Here is a 19,937-nt window from a genome sequence, read left to right as displayed (position 1 = left end):
TGCGGGCCCGCCCCCTAATGCCGGCGCACGCTTTCCAGCATCTTGCGCATCGGTGCCGTCAGCTTCCAAGACCGGCTGTTGAGCAGTTGCTGCACCGTATCATCCAGCGCATGGGCATGGGTCGCCAGCCGGTCCCGCTCGCGCCGCAGCGATGAAAGTTCGTCCTGCCGCTGCTTGAGCGTCTTGCGCAACTCTTCGGCGGCGGCAAGCTGTTCGCGCAGCATCGCCTTGACGTTTTCGACCTCATCCTCTTGCAGCGTGCGTTCCTGCACGAAAGCGCGGTCCTGCGCCTGCAAGCGGCTTTCCATCTCTTTCAGACGGCGGTCCAGATCGGCCTGATGCGTGGCGGCTTCGGCGCGCAGGCTGTCACGCTCGGCCGTCAGGGCATCGCAGCGGCTTTGCAGTTCTTGCAGTTGCAGGGCGTGGAGCTGGTCGGCCTCGACCTGACGGGCCTCGGAGGCGGCGGTGATCTGGCCAAGCCGGCCGTGCTGGGCGGCGATGGCAGCATCGCGTTCGGCGGCAAGACTTGCCAGAGCGCGGGCGGCTTCGGCCTGCTGCGCCTCGGCGGTGGCCTGCAACTGTTGCAGCGCGCTGTCCTGCGCCCGCGCATGGGCAAGGGCGGTTGCAAGTTCGGCCTCAAGCGTGGCCAGCCGGGCCTGATCCTGCGCGCTGGTTGCGGCGCCGCGCCCGGCAAGCTCGGCTTCCAGCCGGGTGGCGGTGGCCTCGGCCTCGTCCAGTTGGGCGGCAAGGGCATCACGCTCGGCGGCAAAGGCGCGGGCAAGGCGTTGCTGGTCTTCCAGCAGGGCCGTCAGGGCCTGCACCTCGGCCTCTTGCGTGGCAAGATCGTGCTGGCGCTGCGCATGGGCGTCCAGATCGGCCGTCATGTCTTCAAGCCGGCGGCTGAGGGCCTGTTCGCGGGCGGTGGCCGCCTTGGCCTCCAGCGTGAGCCGCGCGGCCTGCGCCTGCGCCTCGGTCTCGCGCAGGGCTGCTTGCCGGGCCAGGTCGTCGCGTTCGGCCATCACGGCCTGCACCCTGCGCTGGCTGTCGGCCAGTTCGGTGCCGCTGCGCTCCAACTGGCGGCCAAGCTGTGCGGCCCGTTCATTCGCGGCCCGCGCGGCCATTTCCGACCGGATCGCCCCGCCAAGCCGCCCGAAGATCTGCAAGGCACCGGCATAGCCGGCATCCCCCAGACTGATCAGGCACAGCCGGGCCAGCCGCTCATCCTGCTGGCTGCCGATCAGCAGCAAAAGCAGCCCCTCACCGGCATCGAACAGGAAATTGGGATGGGCGGCCATGAGGCGCGCGACCACTCCGTCGCTGCCGCCCCGTTCCAGCGCGCGGTTGACCCCGTGCAGCACCAGAACGCCGCGGTCCGACATGCGGGGCAGCCAGTCGCGCTGCAACCAGTCGCCCAATTCGGCGACGGGCACATTCCCGTCCAGCCGCAGCGCCAGAAGATCGACCGACCCCTGCGGAAAACTTGCCGTGGCCGCCTGCGGATGGCTGGCCGACAGGCGCGACAGCTCGGGGTAGTGTTCGTCGTTATAGGCGTGCAGATCGCCGGGGACGGTCGCCGCCGCATCGGCATCGGACGACCAGGGGCCGAAGCCATAGCCCCGCGCATCCAGATCAAGCTTTTCGACCGCCTGACACAGGGCGAAATGCATCACCCCGTCATCGCCGCCAAGGGTGACGAAGGATTTCGGGCGCAGCGTGTCGATCAGCCAGAACAGAAACGGCAGATGGCCGAGCGCGGCCGAGTCGCGCAGGAAGCGCGGGCGCCAGAACAGGGTGCGCGAAGACAGCGGGGCGACCACATCGAACCCCGCCACCTGCGGGACCGCGTGTTTCGTGCTGCCGATTTCCTGAGCCATGGATCACATATTCCTGTTTGTCTGCCGCCATCCTAGCGGCGGTCCCGCCGGGGGTGAAGCCGTCGCGTGATTGTGCTGCGGTTCGGGGCCGTCAGGCCAGCACCGCAGCGAAATCGGTCCAGCCCTGACTTTCGGCGCGGCGGCGCGCGTTCTGCGCCGCAAGGGCGAGCTGGCCGCTGTCCTTCTGTGCCAGCAGGCTGCGCAGCGCCGCCTCCAGCGCCTCTTGCCCGCCGTCGCCATCGTAAAGTGCGCCGGCTTCGGCCCCCTCCAGCACATCGGCGGTCATGGCCACGCGCGGCACCACCACCGGCACCCCGAAACTCAGCGCCAGCAGGACCGAGCCTGAGGTCAGGATGTTCTGATAGGGATAGGCGGCAATGTCAGCGGCGCGGAAGAACAGTTGCAATTCGCCGTTCTCGACAAAGCGGTTCGTGGTCAGGATGCGGGCACGTTCGGCCGCGGTCAGGCCGGGGCTCTCCAGCGGGTCGAACCATTGCTGACCGGCAATCAGCAGCCGCGCACGCGGACGTTCGGCAAGGATGTTGCGGAAGGCGCTGACCAGATTTTCCACCCCCTTGTAGGGGCGCACCAGCCCGGTGAACAGGATCACATCATCTTCGGCACCGATACCCAGCGCGGCGCGGGCCTGATCGCGGTCGATGAAATCGGGATAGGCACCGATGTAATGGCCATGCCGCGCCACCCGCACCTTGTCGCGCGGCACGGCGAAATGGCGGGCCACCTCTTCGGCGGAACCGGCGCTGTGCAGGTGGATCACATCGGCCAGTTGGGCAATGCGGGCCGACAGGTCAACCTCGATATGCGGGAAGGGCGTGTCATGCGACAGGCTGTTGTGGATGGTCCAGATCAGCCGCGCCCCCGCCGCACGCAGACGCTCCAGCTTGATCACGAATGCATCGGCCAAGGTGCGGGCGGCATCTTCGGTCTTGGTGTTGCGAAAGAGCGCGTTCAGCCAGTGCAGGTGGAACACCAGATCGGCCGGCCGGACCGTGCCGCTTGCCAGCGCCTGAAGGGCGGCGTCGATGTCACCCGCCACGAATTCGGCATCGGTCCCGGCGTAAAGCAGCCGCTGATAGGGGTTGCCCTGCGAATAGTCGGGCCAGAAAATGACCATCGGGCAACCTTCGCGGCGCCGGTAACTGACGGCGCGCGGTTTTTCCGGGTCGGGCACATGCACGTCCCAGAACCGCGACAGGCCCTGACGGCGCAGCGCCTCGCGCTGGACGCGCCAGGTGTTGGCGGTCTGGTGATGTTCGTTCACATGGCTGGTATTTTCGCCGTGCCAGCGGCGCTGATACAGCTTTTCCTCGATATGGCGGAACTGCCCGACCTCGGACATCTTGAGGAAGATGTCATAATCCACCCCGTTGACGATATCCTCGCGGAAGCGGCTGGTGCGTTCCCATGCCTGACGGCGGAACATGCGGAAGTGATGCGCAATCGAGGTGATCATCATCTTTTCGCGGCTGAAGACCGGCCAGGCATATTCGTCCTGCAGGTAGTCGCCCTTGGCGTCGATCCGCTCGCAGGAGCCATAGGCGCAGGCGAGGGCCGGATTTTCGTCCAGCACCTCCATCAGCCGCCGCACCGCCCCCGGTTTCAGGCAATCGTCGCTGTCAAGCTGGCCGATATAGAGCGAATTCGACATGCGGATTGCCGAGTTCGAGGCAAAGCCGATCCCGCCGTTGGGATTGTCCAGCACCCGCACCCGCCGCTCGTCGCCATAGCGCTGTTGCAAGAGCGCCAGCGTCCCGTCGCGCGAGCCGTCATTGGCTATGCAAACCTCAAGATCGGCCACGTCCTGCGACAGCACGCTGTCCACCGCCCGCTCGATATACTTCGCGGCGTTATAGGCCGGGATATAGACCGCGACCTTGGGCACCTCATGCCAGACATCGCGCTTGCGGTCCCAGTGGTTCGGGCAGAGTGCCTTGTAAACCTCGTTTTCGGCGGGGGTCGGCGCCGGGCCGGGCGGCAATTGCGGCACACTGAGCGGATGGAACCACGCCCCGCGCACAAAGGCGCGGTAGGCCAGTTCACGCGCCGCCAGAAGGCCGTTGGTCAGGCGCGGGTCGGGCAGGCCGATTTCCTGCAACAGGCGTGCCGGGATGATCAGGTTAAGCCCGGCCATCTCGCGGAAGGGATAGCGGCTGTTGAAGCGGGCGCGATGCACCTCGTCGGCGTAAAGCGTGGTGAACCCCTCGCTGGCGGGCAGTTCGATCAGCGGCTGCACCACCCGGTCCGAAATCTCGGCAATTTGCAGCGCACGTTGCAGCAGCATCGGGTCCAGCCGCACCGGGCCGGAGAGGAAGACCACAAGATCGGTTTCGCGCAGGTGCCGCCCGACCTCGGCCAGCCCCCCCTCGCTGGTCAAGGGATGCGGGCAGCCGGTCAGCCGGCCACCGCCGGGCAGGGGGTGTTCGGCAAGGTCGGTCTGCCCGAACAGCGTCGCCTCGATCCGCCCGGCAAAGCGCAGGGCCGCCAGATCGGCGATGATCTGCGCCTGCGTCCCTTCGGGCGCGCTGATCACCACCTGAACCCGGTTGATAGAGGGGGTGAAGCGGCCGGCAAGCGCCGTTGCGGCTTCTTGCAGAAAGCGCGTGCTGTTGCCCGCGCCGGTAAAGCCGGGCAGCGCCATGGCCCAGGGGTAGGGTTTCGGCACCGTGCGCTCGGTATCCAGCTTGCGGAACGGGCGCAGCAGGCGCGTATCCTCGGCCCCGGTATAATCGGCGGGAATGTTGAACTTGGCCGGCGCACCGGCGCGGCGTTCGGCTGCCTGCAACTGCGAGCGGTAGATCGACAGGATGTCTTCGCTGATCTCGGGATTGTGGCGCATCCCCTCCAGAATCTGGCGCGCCGCATAAAAATCGCCGGCCTCGACCCGCTGCAAGGCCACCCGGAACCGGCTCCAGACGTTGCGGGGATGACGGCGCAGTTGCGCGACATACCCGTTGTCGGGTGTCTGCATCGGCGGTGTCAGCATCATGGCAGCCTGCTTTTGTAAGGTTCTGGAATCGGACCGGATCAACAACTCATACGCGAATCGGACCGAAAAACCGGACCGACCCGTTACAGCGCAGGCTTGCCGGCCGGATGTGAAGGCAACAAGACGCCGCCACAACCGAACCGAACCGAACCGCAAGCGGAGGGCAAGATGCCTTTCCGGCCGGTCTTTGCCCACTTGCCGCAACCCTGCCTTTTGGGGCCATCCGGGGTAGAAAAACCTGCGCGCCCCCGTCTATAAGTTCTGCAGCCGGGGCTGTATAGGGCGGCCCCCGAACAAAGGGTGCGCAGGTGCCGGAAATTCGCCGGACAGCCGAAAAAATGACCGCCTGATGAAGCTGGGCCGCTATCTTCGCTATGCGGTGCTGGGGGCGCGGATTCTGTTCCCGACCCCGTCGCAGCGCCGGTATCTGCGGGCGATCCGTGACAGCGGGCTGTTTGACCGCGGCTGGTATCTGGCCTGCTATCCCCGGATGCCGCTGATCTGCCGCCTGATGCCGGAGCGGCATTATGTGCTGGTCGGCGAGGCGGTGGGCCTTTGTCCCAGCCCGGATTTCTCGCCCCGCGCCTATCTGCACCTCAACCCGGCTCTGGCCGCCGAGGGCACGCCGCCCTTTGCCCATTACATCGCCCGGGGCCGGGCCGAAGGCCGGGCGGCGCATGACCTGCCCTCGGGCGCCAGCGCCCCCGCGATGCCGCAGATTGCCGCGGCGGGGGGTGTGACGGCGCCCCATGCGGTGCTGCTGCATCTGTTCTACCGCGACCAATGGCCGGCCTTCGCCGCCCGCCTGCGTGAGCAACCCTTTGCCTTTGATCTTTTTGTCAGCCTGACCGATGACGGCGATCCCGCGGCAGAGGCGGCAATCCGGGCGCAGATCCTGCGGGATTTTCCCGCCGCGCAGATCTGGAGCTTTCCCAATCTGGGCCGCGACATCCTGCCCTTCCTGCATATCGCGGGTTCGGGGCGGCTGGCGCCCTATGCGGCGGTCTGCAAGCTGCATACCAAAGCCTCGCCGCACCGGGCCGATGGCGCCCTCTGGCGCGAGGCGCTGGTGGAGGGGATTCTGGCGCCACCCGGGCGCAGCGCCGCCCGGCTTGTGGCCTTTGCCGCCGATCCCGCAGCGGGGTTCTGGGTGGCCGATGGCCATGTCTGCCGCGGGCGGGACTGGATCGGCGCCAATGGCGCGCGGATGGCCGAACTGGCGGCGCGGCTGGGCCTTGCGCCGGGGCTTGACGATCTGGCCTTCGCCGCAGGGTCTATCTGGTGGGTGTCGCAGGGGCTTTTGGCCGAACTTGCCGCAACCGGCCTGACCGCCGCCGATTTCGAACCCGAGATGGGGCAGGTGGATGGCACCACCGCCCATGCGCTTGAGCGTCTTTTCGGGCTTCTGGCGCTGCGGCGGGGCTATCATATCGTGCAAACCACGGCCTTGGACGGCCGGGCTGTTGCCTTGTAGGCAATCCGCGCTAGACAGCGACAAGAACCGCGCAGGACAGGAGAGCCCGGCCAGGTGTCACGGCTGATCATCCATATCGGAACGCACAAGACCGCCACGACGCGGTTGCAGAAGGTGTTCCACCGCAACCGTGACCTGCTTGAACGGCATGGGCTGATCTATCCGCCCAGCCCTTCGGTTGACGCCCATCATGCGCTGGTGGGTATGTGGAACGAATTCATGCGCCCGACGCCCGATTATGACGCCCGTGCCGCCTGGGCCGATCTGGCGGCACGCTATGCGGGTGGCGACAAGACGGTGTTCATCTCAAGCGAAGAATTCTGCCGGATGAATGCAAGGCGGGTGGATATGGCGGAACTCGCCGCCCTTGCCGCGCCCTTTGATGAGGTGCAACTGATCTGCGTGCTACGCAATCAGGCCAGTTTCCTGCAATCGGTCTATCAGCAGATCGCCTCAAGCCGCCCGCCTGCCGATTGGCCGGCCTATTTCGACCGGGTGATCGAAATCCGCATGGCCGATGGGCTGACGCTGGATTACAACCGCTTTTACAGCCATCTTCTGACCGGCTTTTCCCGGTCGCAGATCCGGCTGATCTCTTATGACCACGCCACGCGCGCAGAGGGGGGCATCATCGGCACCTGGCTGCGGGAACTGGACCTGCCGCTTTCCCCCGCCGATCTGGTGCCGGTGCGCGACGAGGATGCGAACATCTCGGCCGAGCCGCTGGCGACCTTCACCGCCGCCAGCCTCAGCCAACCCGGGCTGCTGACCGGGACGCTGGTCAGCCTGATGCAAGAGGCGCTGCGGCAGAGTTTCGGCCCCGACCGGCGCAGCACCCTTTTCACCCGGGACGAGGTGGCGCGTCTGGAAGAGGTTTTTGCCCCGATGAATGCTGCGCTGTCGGCGCGGGTGGCGCTCTATCAGCCGGGCTTTGCCATGGGGCCGATGTTGGGCAGCGGTGCGGCGGTCTGGCGCGAAGACCTGACCGAAGAGTTCTGGATCACCACCTGCCGCCTGCTGGAACGGGGCGCGGCATGAGGCGGGTCGTGCTGCATCTGGGGGTGCATCGGACCGGAATGCGGGGCTTGCAGGACCGGCTTTTCGCCCAGCGGGCCGCGCTCGCGCGGGCGGGGGTGCTTTACCCCGATCTGGGGCAGAACCACGCCCACCATGCGCTTGCCGCAGCCTGGATGACGCTGCCGGGCCTGTCCGAGGAACATTTCGGCCCCGAAGGCGCCGAGGCGCCTTGGCGGCGGTTGCGGGCGGAACTGGCGGCGGCCCCGCAAGCCGATGTGTTTCTGTCGGCCGAGGCGTTTTCGCGTGCCGGACCGCAGCCGGTGGACATGCCCGCGCTGGCGGCGCGGCTGCGGGCGCTGGGCGATGCGGTGCAGGTCGTGCTGACCGTCCGCGCGCAGGCCAGCCTGCTGCCTGCGCTCTGGCTGGAACTGGCGCGGCATCAGGTGCCGCCCGCGCCCGGCCCCTTCATCGCCCGCGCGCTGCGCGACCATGTCGCCGCCGGGGTCTGGCTGGATTTCAACCGGCTCTATGACCACCTGCTGCAAGGTTTCGCGCCTGACGAAATCACGGTTCTGGATCATGACACGCTCCATGCCGCCCCGGGGGGGGCATGGGCCGCGCTGTTGCAGATTGCGGCGCCGGAACGGATGGCGGAACTGGCGGGGCTTGGCGGCGGCGATGGGCCGCCGGACGATACCGACCCCGACCCGACCGGCGATGCCGGCCATCCTCTGGCCGTTCTTGCGGCGGCGCGGATTTGCGCGCCGGCGCCGCCCCGGGCCGAACTGGCGCTGCGCATTGCCGCCGGGCTGGGCCGTGCGACCCCCGGTGGCTTTGCCAGCCAGTTGCTGACCCGGGCCGAAGATCGCGCGCTTGATGCGGTATTTGCCCCGCTCAACGCCGCGTTTCAGGCGCGGGTCCGTCAGGTGCAGCCCGGTTTCTCCCTTGCTTCCCCGCCGCCGCCCGATCCCGCGGCGCTGTGGCGCGAGGATATGACCGCCGATCTCTGGGCGAGCATCGCCGCCGATCTGGTCCGCCGCGCTCGCGCGGTCGAGCGGCTGACCGACCCGCCGCCGCCCAACCTGCCCAAGCGGATCTGGCGGCGCATTTTAGATATTTGCCTTGGTTGAGCCCGCTTCGCGGCGCCGAATCGGCGCTGCCGCCGCCGATCCTCTGCCCTGCATGGGGATGCGTGGGTGGGTGTCATGGCGGTTTTGGCGGTTGTCCAGACCTTCTGGGCCGGGGTGGTTTCGACCATCGGCGAGACGGCGCGTTTTGTGATCACGGCAGGAACCGGGGCGGGCACGGGCAGCCCGCTGCTGTCGGTCCACAACACGGCGCAGGGGCAGACGGCGACAATTGCGCTGACCACGGGCCAGATTGATCCGGCTTCGGTTTCCACGACATCGGCAGGCGCCGGTCGCGGTCCGGTTACGGTGGATATTGACGGTGCCAACCGGCGGATCGACCTTGCCCCGCTGACGGGCCTTGCCACGCCGGGCGGGCAGGGCAGCACCACCCTCTGGCTGGATGGCAGCGGCTTTTCCGGCAATGCGGTGGCGGCCCATCGCAGCGGCGATCTGGTCTTTCTGTCCTCTTGGGCGGCGGGCGGCATCTCGGTCTACCGGGCCGCGGGCGATGGCCGCCTGACCAAGCTCTCCAGCCTTGCCGATACCTCTGCGCTGGCGCTGGAAGGCATTGCCGCCATGGCCAGCGCGACGACCGCAGCGGGGCGCTATCTGATCACCGCTTCGCAGACCCAGAACACGGTCAGCGTGCTGCGCATCGACGATAACGGCTTGCTGACGCCGGTGGCCCAGCTTGGCGCGGCCAACTTCTTGCCGGTCAACCTGCCGTCGCAGGTGGCGGTGGCCACGCTGAACGGGCAGAATTTCGTTCTGCTGGGCGCCTTCGGCACCAGCTCGCTGACTGTCATGCGGCTGGGTGACGATGGCAGCCTGACCTTCACTGACCAGCTTGCCGACAGCCTCGACACCCGGTTCGGCGGGGTATCGGCGATGGATGTGCTGACGGTCGGCGGGCAGGTTCTGATCGCGGCGGCGGGGGGCGACGGCGGGGTGACGCTGTTTCAGCTTTTGCCCTCGGGGCGGCTGGTGATCCTCGACACGCTGATCGACGGCACCGATACCGCGCTGCAGAACATTCAGGATCTGAGCTTTGTCATGGTCGGCGGCCGGATAGAGCTTTACGCCCTTGCCGCCGGGGATCAGGGCGTGACGCGGATTCTGGTGGACCCGGCGCGCTATGGTGGCAGTTTGGCCGGGATCAGCGCCACCACCGCCACCGGCACCCCCGGCAATGACGTGCTGACAGCCCCCGCAAGTGGTGCCTGGGTCCGGGCGGGTGCGGGGGATGACACCCTCGTTGGCGGCGCGGGGCGCGACACGCTGGAGGGGGGCGCGGGCGCTGACCTTTATGTGCTGACGCCCGATGCGGCGGGCCGTGATACGCTGCAAGGCTTTGATCCCGCGGAAGACCGCATCGACCTGTCCGGCTATCCGGCGCTGCGCGGTCTGGACGGGCTGACCATCCTGCCCAATACCACCGGCGCGGTGATCCGCATCGGCACCGCCGAAATCACCCTGATCGCCGGGCGCAGCCTGACCGCCGGTGAAGTGGCGGCGGCGCTGCAATTTTCCGGCGACCGCACGCTGATCACCACCGCGCCGCCCAGCAGCACCTATTCCGGCGGCAGCGCCGAGGCCGATGTCTTTTACTGGTCTGCGGGCGCGCGGATTTTCGATGGCGGCGGCGGCAATGACAAGATCAGCTATGCCGCCGCCCCCTTTGGTCTGGTGATCGACCTGCAGGCGCAGGCGCTGAATGCAGGGGCGGCGGCGGGCCATGACCTGCGCTCGATCGAGATCATCGACGGCACCGCTTTTGACGACCGCCTTCTGGGATCATCCACCGCGAACACCTTTTCGGGCGGGGCGGGCAATGACAGCCTTGAGGGACGCGGCGGCAATGACTGGCTGACGCCGGGGGCCGGCAATGACACGGTGGACGGCGGCGACGGGGTGGATATGGTCAGCTTTGTCGATGCGCTGCTGGCCTTCGAGATCAACCTTACCACCGGAATCGCCCGTTCCGGCAATGAGGTGGACCGGCTGCTGAACCTTGAAAACCTGACCGGCAGCATCTTTTCCGACAATATCACCGGCAATGACGGTGCCAATCTGCTGCGTGGTCTGGGCGATTACGACTGGTTCAACGCCACACCGGGCGCCGATACCATCGACGGCGGCACCGGGCGCGACATGATCTCCTATATCACCGCGCCGGGGGCGGTGACCGTCAATCTGGGCACAGGGCGCGGTCTGGCGGGGATGGCTGCGGGGCAGGTCTATATCTCGGTCGAGCGGGTGACCGGCTCGATCTACGGCGATACTTTCTATGGCTCGTCGGGCGAGGATGATTTTCGCGGCATGGGCGGTTATGACCTTTTCATCGGTTCCGCCGGGCGCGACCGCTATGACGGCGGCAACGGGATTGACACGGTTGCTTATAGCGCCGCGACGGCGGGGGTGGCGGCCTCTCTCCTCTTGGGGCGGGGGACGGCGGGGCAAGCGGCCCGCGATCTTTACACCTCGATCGAGAATCTCACCGGCTCGGCCTTTGGCGATGCGCTGACGGGCGACAACATCGCCAATCTGCTGCAAGGGCTGACGGGCGACGACATCCTGTTCGGCAATGGCGGCAATGACACGCTGGATGGCGGGCTGGGGGCGGACTATCTCTATGGCGGCGCCGGGTTCGACCGGATGACGGGCGGTGGCGGCAATGACACGCTCGACGGGGCCGATGGCTGGGACTATGCGGTCTTTTCCGGCAATCAGGCGGATTACAGCATCACCGGAAATTCCACCCGGGCAACCGTGCAGGCCCTTGCCGCCGGCGGCGACGGGCTTGACCTGCTTCTCGGGATCGAAGTGCTGGTCTTTGCCGATGGCACCTTGCTTTTGTGATTTCAGACCAAGGGCCTGGCTGTGGTGCCCCTGCGCGGCAAACGTGACGAAAACTTTGACGCCGCAGGGCAGTTCGGTCAAAGTGGCGGCATGAAAGTGATTGCTGTGACCTGTGGATTTTTGGCGATTGGAACCGGGTTGGCGCAGGCCGCGGCCGATCCGGCCTGTCGGCTGGAATTTTCCGACCCCGCTACGCCGGCCCTTCAGGCAGAGGCGGACCTGCCGGAGAGTGTTGCCCGCCTCTGCGCCGACCTCAGCCGCGCGGTTGCGGCGCGACCGGCCCTGTCGCAGCGGCTGGCGCAGGATCAGGCGCAGCTGCTGGTCAATGTGATCGACGTTGGCCCGACCCGCCTGTCGGCGCAGCTTGTGCTGCGGGCGAACGGGGTGGATCAGGCCGGCGCGCCCCTTGAATTGCAACAAAGCGACCGGGCCAGTCTGGCCCCGTCGGCCATTGCCCGGCTGGCCGACCATCTGATTGATGCCGAACCTTTTGCGGGGCTGATGCCCGCACCCTGACCCCTCGCCTCCATCCGTATTTTCAGGAGATGTCTCCTTGTGCATGATCTGCTCTTCGCTGCGCCCGTGGTCCACCGACTGCGACTATGACCTGACTGATGCCGCCCGCGAAAACGCGGTGCTGACGGAAACCACCGATGCCGTGGCCAGTGCGGCCACCACCTATTCCTTGGGAGCGGGCGATACGTTCAACGGCCAGTATGGCACCGGGACGGATGTCGATTGGGTCCGGGTGCAACTGACCGCCGGCGAAACCTATCGCTTCAGCCTGCAGTCACAGGCCGCCGACACCTACCTTTACCTGTTCAACGCGGCGGGTGGCCTGATTGCCTGGAACGACGACAGCGGCAGCACCGACTCGCAGATCACCTATTCCGTGGAGACGACCGGCACCTATTACATCGGCGCAACGCGGTATGAGGTGAACGAAGGCGGTTCCGGGCCGACCGGGAGCTATACGCTGACCTATGCCGCCTTGGCCCCCGCACCGGTCTGGACCGTTGACGAGATGGCCGAGCAACTGACCGATGGCTACTGGGAACGCAGCGACCGGGAACGGCGCAGCTTTGACATTGCGGCGGGCGGGGAACTCACCGTCAACCTCACCGCCCTGACCGATACCATGCGCACCCTGGCCCTGCGCGCGCTGAGTGCCTGGACCGATGCCACCGGCCTGACGTTCCGGCAGGTGAACGGCAGCGCCGATATCACCTTTACCCGTCTGAGCGAACGGACCGGCGGCGAGGCTTATGCCGACAGCATCGTGGACGGTGATGGCAATATCCTCAGCTCGACCGTGAACATTGATCAGGAATGGCTGGACAGCGAGGGCAGCACCCTGACCAGCTATGGCTATCAGACCTTCATCCATGAAATCGGCCATGCGCTGGGTCTGGGTCATGCGGGCAATTACAACGGCACCGCGATCTACGGCACCAGCAACGATGCGCGCAACGACAGTTGGCAGATTTCTGTCATGTCCTATTTCAGCCAAAGCGAAAATACTTATATCAGTGATACTTACGCCTATACCATCACCCCGATGATGGCCGATGTCATCGCCATCGCCAATCTCTATGGCACAGTGGCGACGCTGCGCACCGGCGACACGACCTATGGCGAAAACTCCAATGCCGGTGCCAATTATGCGATGTTCTCGACCTATAATGCCAACCGGACCGACGACATCACGCTTGCCATGACCATCGTCGATCAGGGTGGGAATGACACGCTCGACTTCCGCTCGGACAGCGCAAATCAGCGGATTGATCTGCGGCCCGGCTCGGTTTCCGATGTCTATGGCGATCTTGGCACCCTGAGCATCGCGCGTGGCACCGTGATCGAGGGGCTGCTGGCAGGCAGCGGCAATGACACGCTGACGGGCAACGATGCCGCTAACCGCATTCTCGGCAACAACGGCGGCGACAATATCGACGGCGGCGCGGGCAATGACACGATTGACGGCGGCGCGGGCGGCGACTGGCTGACGCCGGGGGCGGGGGTTGACAGCGTGGTCGGCGGCACCGGCACCGATATGGTGTCTTACGTCGATGCGCGGGCCCGGGTGGTTCTGGACCTTGTCGCCGGAACCGCGACCATTCTGGGCGAGACCGACAGCCTTTCCGGCATCGAGAATGTGACCGGCACCATTTACGGCGACCTGATCACCGGCGACGGCGGCGCCAACCGCATCCGCGCGCTGGGCGATTATGACTGGCTGGTCGGCTCGGGCGGCAATGACACGTTCGAGGGGGGGACCGGGCGCGATACCGTCGCCTATTCCTCGGCCGCCTCGGGGGTGATCGCCAGCCTGCTGGCAGGCACCGGCACCGGCGGGCAGGCGACGGGCGACAGCTATATCGACGTCGAGAACCTGACCGGCTCCAGCTATGTGGACCGGCTGACCGGCAACAATGCCGCCAATATCCTGCGCGGCCTGGCGGGGGATGATTTCATCTTCGGCCTGAACGGTGCCGATACGATCGACGGCGGCGCCGGGCGTGACAGCATCGACGGCGGTCTGGGCAATGACCGCATCATCGGCGGGCGCGGCAATGACACGATCGACGGCGGGGCGGGCTGGGATACCGCGCTCTATACTGGCACGCGGGCGCAATATACCGTCACCAATCTGGCCGATGGCCGGTTCAGCGTGCTGAACCTTTCGGCCGGGCCGGATGGTCTCGACATCGTGTTGAATGTCGAAGTGCTGGAATTCGCGGACGGCCGGATTTACCTCTGACCATGGCTGCGGCCCCCGCGAGGGGGGCCGCCGGGGGGCTTCAAGCCCAGATCAGCTTGCGCCGAAGGTCTTTTCCACCTGACGGCGGTGCAGGACATAGGAACTGTCGCTGCGCGAGATCAGCGTGTAGAACATCGGCACCACGAAAAGCGTGAAGATCGTGCCGATGATCAGCCCGGTAAAGATCACCAGACCCATCGCCTGCCGCGCGGCGGCCCCGGCGCCCTCGGCGATGATCAGCGGCACCACGGCCAGCGCCATGGCGGCAGTGGTCATCAGGATCGGGCGCAGGCGGGTCTTGGCGGCGGCCACGATGGCCTCGCGCCGGGACAAGCCGCGGTCGTCGCGCTGCTGATTGGCAAACTCCACCATCAGGATGCCGTGCTTGGTGATCAGCCCGATCAGCGTGATCAGCCCGACTTGCGTGTAGATGTTCAGCGTGCTGGCCCCCAGATACAAGGGCAGCATGGCGCCAAAGATCGACAGCGGCACCGACATCATGATGATGAACGGGTCGCGGAAGCTTTCGAACTGTGCCGCCAGCACCAGATAAATCACAATCAGCGCCGCGCCGAAGGCCAGAAGGATGGTGTTGCCTTCGGTCTTTTCCAGCCGCGACTGGCCGGAATAATCGACAAAGAAGCCGTCCGGCAGCACCTCTGCCGCGATTCGCTCCAGCTCGGCCAGTGCCTCGCCGGTGGAGAGGCCGATCATCGGCATCCCCGCCAGCGTGGCAGCGTTCAACTGGTTGAACTGCTCGATGGCGGCGGCGGTGACCCGTGGTGAAATGCTCACCACCGAGGACAGCGGCACCATCTGCCCCGAACGGGCGCGCACGAAGAATTCGCTCAACCGCTCGGGGTTGTCGCGCCATTCGGCGGGAACCTGGGTGATCACGTCATAGCTGTTGGAATCGCGGTCGAACTGCGCTACCGCGCCGCCGCCCACCATGATGCCCAGCGTGCTGCCGATATCGGCCACCGAAACGCCCAGCTCTGCCGCGCGGTCGCGGTCAATGGTGATGCGGACCTGCGGCGCGTCGAACGACAGGCTGTTCTGCAACACGATGAACTTGCCGGTCTGCATCGCCTTGGCGCGGATTTCCTCGACCACTTCCACCACCCTCTCGGGCGCGTGGATTGACTGGATCACCATGGAAATCGGCAGGCCGCCTCCGGCGCCGGGCAGGGTGGGCGGGGCAAAGACATAGCCCTGCACCCCCGGGGCGCCATCGAGGATGCCCTGAACCTCGGCCTGAATGGCGGCCTGACTGCGGTCACGCTGCGACCAGTCCTTCAGCGCCCAGATGTAAAAGCCGGTATTGCCGGCCCCGCCCATTCCCGCCACCGAGAACGAGGTTTGCACCTCGGGGATATCCGCCGTCCGCTTGCCGATTTCACGGGTGAAGGTGTCGGTGTAGTCCAGCGTGGCATAGCGCGGGCCGTTCAGGATGGCGAAAAGCGCGCCCTGATCCTCTTCCGGCGCCAGCTCGGACGAGGTGTTGAGGAACATGAACCCCATGGCCCCCACCAGCGACACCACCATAAGCAGCGTCACCGGCCGGTAATCGAGCGACGACGAGACCCGCCTTTCATACCAGTTCGACACGCCCGTCAGCACCCGGTCCACAATCCGCTGGAACCGCCCGGGGGCGCCATGGCTGAGGAGCCGGGCCGACATGGTGGGGGTGATGGTCAGCGCAACCACGCCGGAAATCACAACCGATCCCGCCAGCGTCAGCGCGAATTCGGTGAACAGCGAGCCGGTCAGACCGCCAGTAAAGGCCAGCGGCGCCAGCACGGCGGCCAGCGTGATCGTCATCGCAATCACCGGCCCGGTGATTTCCTTCATCCCGGTGATCGCCGCGCGGGCCGGGCTTTGGCCGTCGTCAATATGGCGGTGGATGTTTTCCACCACCACAATCGCATCGTCCACCACCAGACCGATGGCCAGAACCATCGCCAGAAGCGTCAAGAGGTTGATCGAATAGCCCAGCATCAGCATCACCGCACAAACCCCGATCAACGACAGGGGGATGGTGACAATGGGCATGACGACCGAGCGGAACGAGCCGAGGAACAAGAGGATCACCACCACCACGATCGCCACCGCTTCGGCGATGGTCTTGAACACCTCGCTGATCGAGGCGGCGATGGTTTCGGTGGAATCGTAGACCAGTTTGACCGTCATGCCCTGTGGCAGGGTGGCGTTCAGCTTGGGCAGTTCGGTCAGCACATTGGCGGCCACATCAAGCTGGTTTTCGCCCGGGGCGGGAATGATGCCGATGAAGGTGCCCGGCTCTCCGGCAAAGGTCACGATGGCATCGGTCGAACCCGAAGCCAGTTCAATCCGCGCCACATCGCGCAGCCGCACCGTGCCATTGGCGCCTTCTACCAGTGGCAGGGCGCCAAAGGCTTCGGGCGTCTGCACAGTGGAATCCAGCGTCAGGGAATAGGTGAAATACTCGTTCTCGGTCTTGCCCGGCGCCGAGAGGAAGTTTGACGAACGGATCGCCGCCAGCACTTCCGAAGCGGTCACGCCACGCGCCGACATTTGCAGCGGGTCCAGCCAGATGCGCATGGCATATTCGGCGGCACCCATGATTTCCATCTGCGCCACGCCGTCGATATTGGTCACTCGTGGCCGCACCACCCGCTCAAGGTATTCGGTCAACTGTTCGGGCGTCATATTGGGGTTCTGCACCGCCAGATACATCAGGGCAAAGGTCATGCCCGTGCCCTTGACGATCACCGGATCTTCGGCATCGGCGGGCAGTTGGCCGCGCACCTGCTGCACCTTCGACATCACTTCGGTCAGGGCGATGTCGGGGTTGGCGCCCAGTTTCATCTGCACCGTCACGACCGAGGCCGAGGGCGTGGACTGGCTGGTCACATAGTCGATGTTTTCCGTGGTCGAGACCGCCGCCGCGATGGGGCTGGTCACGAAACCCTGGATCAGGTCGGGCGCCGCGCCGGGGTAGATCGTGGTGATGGTGATCACCGTCTCCTCGACCTCGGGATATTGGCGGACCTGAAGGTTCATCACCGAGGCCAGCCCCAGAAACAGGATCAGCGCGGCAAGGACCGTCGAAAGAACGGGGCGGCGGATAAAGAGTTCGGAAAAATGCATCGCCTGCCCCTTATTCGCCGGCCGGCGCGCCAAGCGCGACCGAAGTGTCGATCTTGACCTTGGCGCCAGACGAAAGCCGGTTCTGCCCCGAGGTCACGATCTGATCCCCGGCGGCAAGGCCGCTGACAATCTCGATCCGTCCGCCCTCGCGGCGGCCGATCTTGACGAAGACCTGCTCGACCGTCAGCTCGTCCGCCGTCTCGCCGGCCCGGATCACATAGACCGAGTCGCCGTAAAGCGAAGAGCTGACGGCGGTTTGCGGCACCGCGATCACCCCCGCCTCGGCGGGCAGCGAGATGCGCACGCGCAGGAACTGGCCGGGATAAAGCTGGCCCGAGGGGTTTTCCACCTCGGCGCGCACCGAAACCATCCGCGAATTGGGATCGACCCGCGGCTCGATGGCGATGATGCGGCCCTCGGCCTTGAACCCGCCCACCTCGGAGGCGACCGAAACGGCGCCACCCAGCGCAAGTGCCGCGATTTGCTGTTCAGGCACCGCGAAATCGACCCGCATCTGACCCAGATCCTGCAAGGTCGCATAGATCTGCCCGGGCGAGACATATTGGCCCACCTCGATCTGCGGAATGCCGATGACACCTGCGAAGGGCGCGGTCAGCCGCTTGGCGTCCAGCGCGGTCTGCACCTGCGCCACCTGCGCGCGCGCACTTTCCACCTGCGCCGCTGCGGCCTCGACCGTGTTGGCAGCGCCCACGCCGCGCTCGGACAGGGTGCTGGCGCGCTTGGCTTCGGTCTGGGCCACGCCCAGCCCGGCCTGCGCGGCGGCCAAAGCCGCCTTTTCGCTGTCATCGTCGATCTGCACGAGGTTCTGCCCCTCGGTGATCGCATCATTGGCGGCAAAGAGGATTTCGCGCACCAGCCCGCCGGATTCGATGGCCAGATCAACCCCGCGCGCCGAAAGCGAGGTGCCGATGGCGTCGATCCCCGGCTCCCATGTCACGCCTTCGACGGTTTCGGCGGTGACCGGCACCGGCGGCGGGACCATGCCGCCAAGGAACTGGGCAATCATCTCGTCGCGGAAGAACTTGAACCAGACAATTCCGCCGACGATAAGGCCCAGAAGGACGATGGCGATGATCAGGCGTTTGAACATGGTGTTCCTCCAGCGCGGCAAAAACAGGCCGGGGCAGCGACCGCCACCGGCGTTCCGCCCTGCCTGTAACGCTTGGCGGCAATCGTCAACTCCCTGATATCGCTTTTCCGGTCGTTTGTATGCCTTCGGATCAAATGTGATGCCCGAACGCTTTCAAACCGGCCGGTTTACTTCTGCGCAGCCTTTGCGGCCGTCACGCCGCCACCGGCTTTCCATTGATCCAGGTGGCGCGGATTGCGCGGTCGTCGCCCATCATGATCGTCGGGAAGATCGCCTGCCAGATATCCGCGGCCCGCGTCACTGCCTGCGCGATGGCGGGGGTCGAGGCAAGGTCAACCACCACCAGATCGGCCTCCATCCCCGGGGCGATGTTGCCGATCAGGTGGTCGGCGTGCAGGCTGCGGGCCGAGCCTTGGGTGGCCAGCCACCAAAGCTCTGCCGGATGCAGCGCGCGGCCACGCAACTGCGCCACCTCATAGGCCGCCGCCATGGTCCGCAGCATGGAAAACGACGAGCCGCCCCCGGTATCGGTCGCCAGCCCCACCCGCAGCCCGGCGCGTTTCAACCCGTCCATGTCAAAGAGGCCCGAACCGATGAAAGTGTTCGAGGTCGGACAATGGACCAGGCTGGCATCCACCTCAGCCAGCCGGGCCTTTTCGCGATCGGTCAGCCAGATGGAATGGCCGTAAAGCCCGCCCTTGCCCAGCAGCCCATGCGCCTCATAGGTATCCAGATAATCGCGGGCCTGCGGGAACAGCGCCTGCACCCAGGCAACCTCATCCGTCTGCTCGCTGAGGTGCGTCTGCATCAGGCAATCGGGATTGGCGGCCCAAAGTGCCCCCATCGCAGCAAGCTGTTCGGGTGTCGAGGTGGGCGAAAACCGCGGCGTGATCACATAGGCCGCCCGCCCGCGCCCGTGCCATTTGGCCAGCAGCGCCGCCGATTGGTCATGCCCGGTCTGGGCAGTATCGCGCAACCCTTCGGGCGCATTGCGGTCCATGCAGGTCTTGCCCGCCCAAAGCCGCATATCCCGCGTCGCGGCGGCGCCAAAGATGGCATCGACGCTTTCGGGATGGATCGTGCAATAGCTGCAAGCCGAAGTGGTGCCATGCGCGGTTACCAGCCCCAGATACCGCTCTGCCACCGCCTGCGCATAGGCCGGATCGGCAAAGCGCATTTCCTCGGGGAAGGTGTAAAGGTTCAGCCAGTCGATCAGCCGCTTACCCCATGAGGCGATGATCGCCGTCTGCGGATAATGCGCATGGGCATCGACAAACCCGGCCGAAATCAGCGCCTTGCCGTAATCGGTCACCCGGGCCTGCGGATGGGCGGCGCGCAGCCGGTCGGCCGGGCCGACCGCCGCGATGCGCCCGCCCTCCACCAGAACGGCGCCCGCACTTTCATGCCGGGCGGCGGCGATCCCTTCGGCAAAAGGATCGGCGTCATAGGACAGAACCTGCCCCAAAAGGAGATCGGCCATCGGGGCCCCTTCGCATTGCAACCGGATCAGACTAGCCATTGATGAGCATTTGGTAAATTTCCATCCGCCCCCTGTTTTGCCGAAACAGCTTTCGCTAA

Annotated in this window: 11 protein-coding genes; 6 read left to right on the top strand and 5 right to left on the bottom strand. The window is 65.9% G+C overall.

Going from position 1 to position 19,937, the window contains the following annotated elements; translation table 11 throughout:
- Nucleotides 1–14 precede the first annotated feature (14 nt).
- Both HS053_RS15245 and HS053_RS15240 read right to left on the bottom strand, forming a co-directional pair.
- Nucleotides 15–1,874 carry a coiled-coil domain-containing protein gene (locus HS053_RS15245; RefSeq protein WP_174212124.1) on the bottom strand — a complete coding sequence of 620 codons (1,860 nt, stop codon included), beginning with the start codon at nucleotides 1,872–1,874 and terminating at the stop codon, nucleotides 15–17.
- Between the two features lie 91 nt (nucleotides 1,875–1,965).
- Nucleotides 1,966–4,881: a glycosyltransferase gene (locus tag HS053_RS15240; RefSeq protein WP_174212123.1), complete on the bottom strand. Its 2,916-nt coding sequence runs from the start codon at nucleotides 4,879–4,881 to the stop codon at nucleotides 1,966–1,968.
- 349 nt (nucleotides 4,882–5,230) lie between these two features.
- Here HS053_RS15240 and HS053_RS15235 point away from each other — a divergent pair, with 349 nt between their 5' ends.
- From HS053_RS15235 to HS053_RS15210, 6 genes are all read left to right on the top strand, one after another.
- A complete protein-coding gene (locus HS053_RS15235) occupies nucleotides 5,231–6,355 on the top strand; it encodes a rhamnan synthesis F family protein (RefSeq protein WP_174212122.1) in 1,125 nt (374 codons plus the stop codon).
- Nucleotides 6,356–6,409: 54 nt separating this feature from the next.
- The gene (locus HS053_RS15230; RefSeq protein WP_174212121.1) at nucleotides 6,410–7,393 is read left to right on the top strand and encodes a hypothetical protein; all 984 of its coding nucleotides are present in this window, start codon (nucleotides 6,410–6,412) and stop codon (nucleotides 7,391–7,393) included.
- Entirely contained in the window at nucleotides 7,390–8,502 is a 1,113-nt protein-coding gene (locus tag HS053_RS15225; RefSeq protein ID WP_174212120.1) for a hypothetical protein, read from the top strand. Before HS053_RS15230 ends, HS053_RS15225 begins: the two co-directional genes overlap by 4 nt.
- A 75-nt stretch (nucleotides 8,503–8,577) precedes the next feature.
- Nucleotides 8,578–11,361 carry a beta strand repeat-containing protein gene (locus HS053_RS15220; RefSeq protein ID WP_174212119.1) on the top strand — a complete coding sequence of 928 codons (2,784 nt, stop codon included), beginning with the start codon at nucleotides 8,578–8,580 and terminating at the stop codon, nucleotides 11,359–11,361.
- Nucleotides 11,362–11,451: 90 nt separating this feature from the next.
- Nucleotides 11,452–11,877 (top strand): hypothetical protein, encoded by a 426-nt coding sequence (locus tag HS053_RS15215; protein WP_174212118.1) that lies wholly within the window; start codon nucleotides 11,452–11,454, stop codon nucleotides 11,875–11,877.
- A 43-nt stretch (nucleotides 11,878–11,920) separates the two neighbouring features.
- Entirely contained in the window at nucleotides 11,921–14,119 is a 2,199-nt protein-coding gene (locus HS053_RS15210) for a M10 family metallopeptidase C-terminal domain-containing protein (RefSeq protein WP_174212117.1), read from the top strand.
- A gap of 51 nt (nucleotides 14,120–14,170) precedes the next feature.
- On the opposite strand, the gene HS053_RS15205 is transcribed toward HS053_RS15210, so the two are convergent.
- The 3 genes from HS053_RS15205 to guaD all read right to left on the bottom strand — a co-directional run bounded on the left by HS053_RS15205 (nucleotide 14,171) and on the right by guaD (nucleotide 19,839).
- On the bottom strand, nucleotides 14,171–17,248 hold the full coding sequence (locus HS053_RS15205) for an efflux RND transporter permease subunit (RefSeq protein WP_174212116.1): 3,078 nt from the start codon (nucleotides 17,246–17,248) through the stop codon (nucleotides 14,171–14,173).
- Nucleotides 17,249–17,258: 10 nt separating this feature from the next.
- A complete protein-coding gene (locus tag HS053_RS15200) occupies nucleotides 17,259–18,359 on the bottom strand; it encodes an efflux RND transporter periplasmic adaptor subunit (RefSeq protein ID WP_174212115.1) in 1,101 nt (366 codons plus the stop codon).
- Nucleotides 18,360–18,552: 193 nt separating this feature from the next.
- The gene (gene guaD / locus HS053_RS15195) at nucleotides 18,553–19,839 is read right to left on the bottom strand and encodes a guanine deaminase (protein WP_174212114.1); all 1,287 of its coding nucleotides are present in this window, start codon (nucleotides 19,837–19,839) and stop codon (nucleotides 18,553–18,555) included.
- Between the last annotated feature and the right edge of the window lie 98 nt (nucleotides 19,840–19,937).

The sequence above is a fragment of the Tabrizicola fusiformis genome (assembly GCF_013328815.1).
GTDB lineage: Bacteria > Pseudomonadota > Alphaproteobacteria > Rhodobacterales > Rhodobacteraceae > Fuscibacter.
The sequence above is the reverse complement of the archived record's forward strand: the minus strand, read 5'-3'. Positions and strand labels throughout refer to the sequence as shown.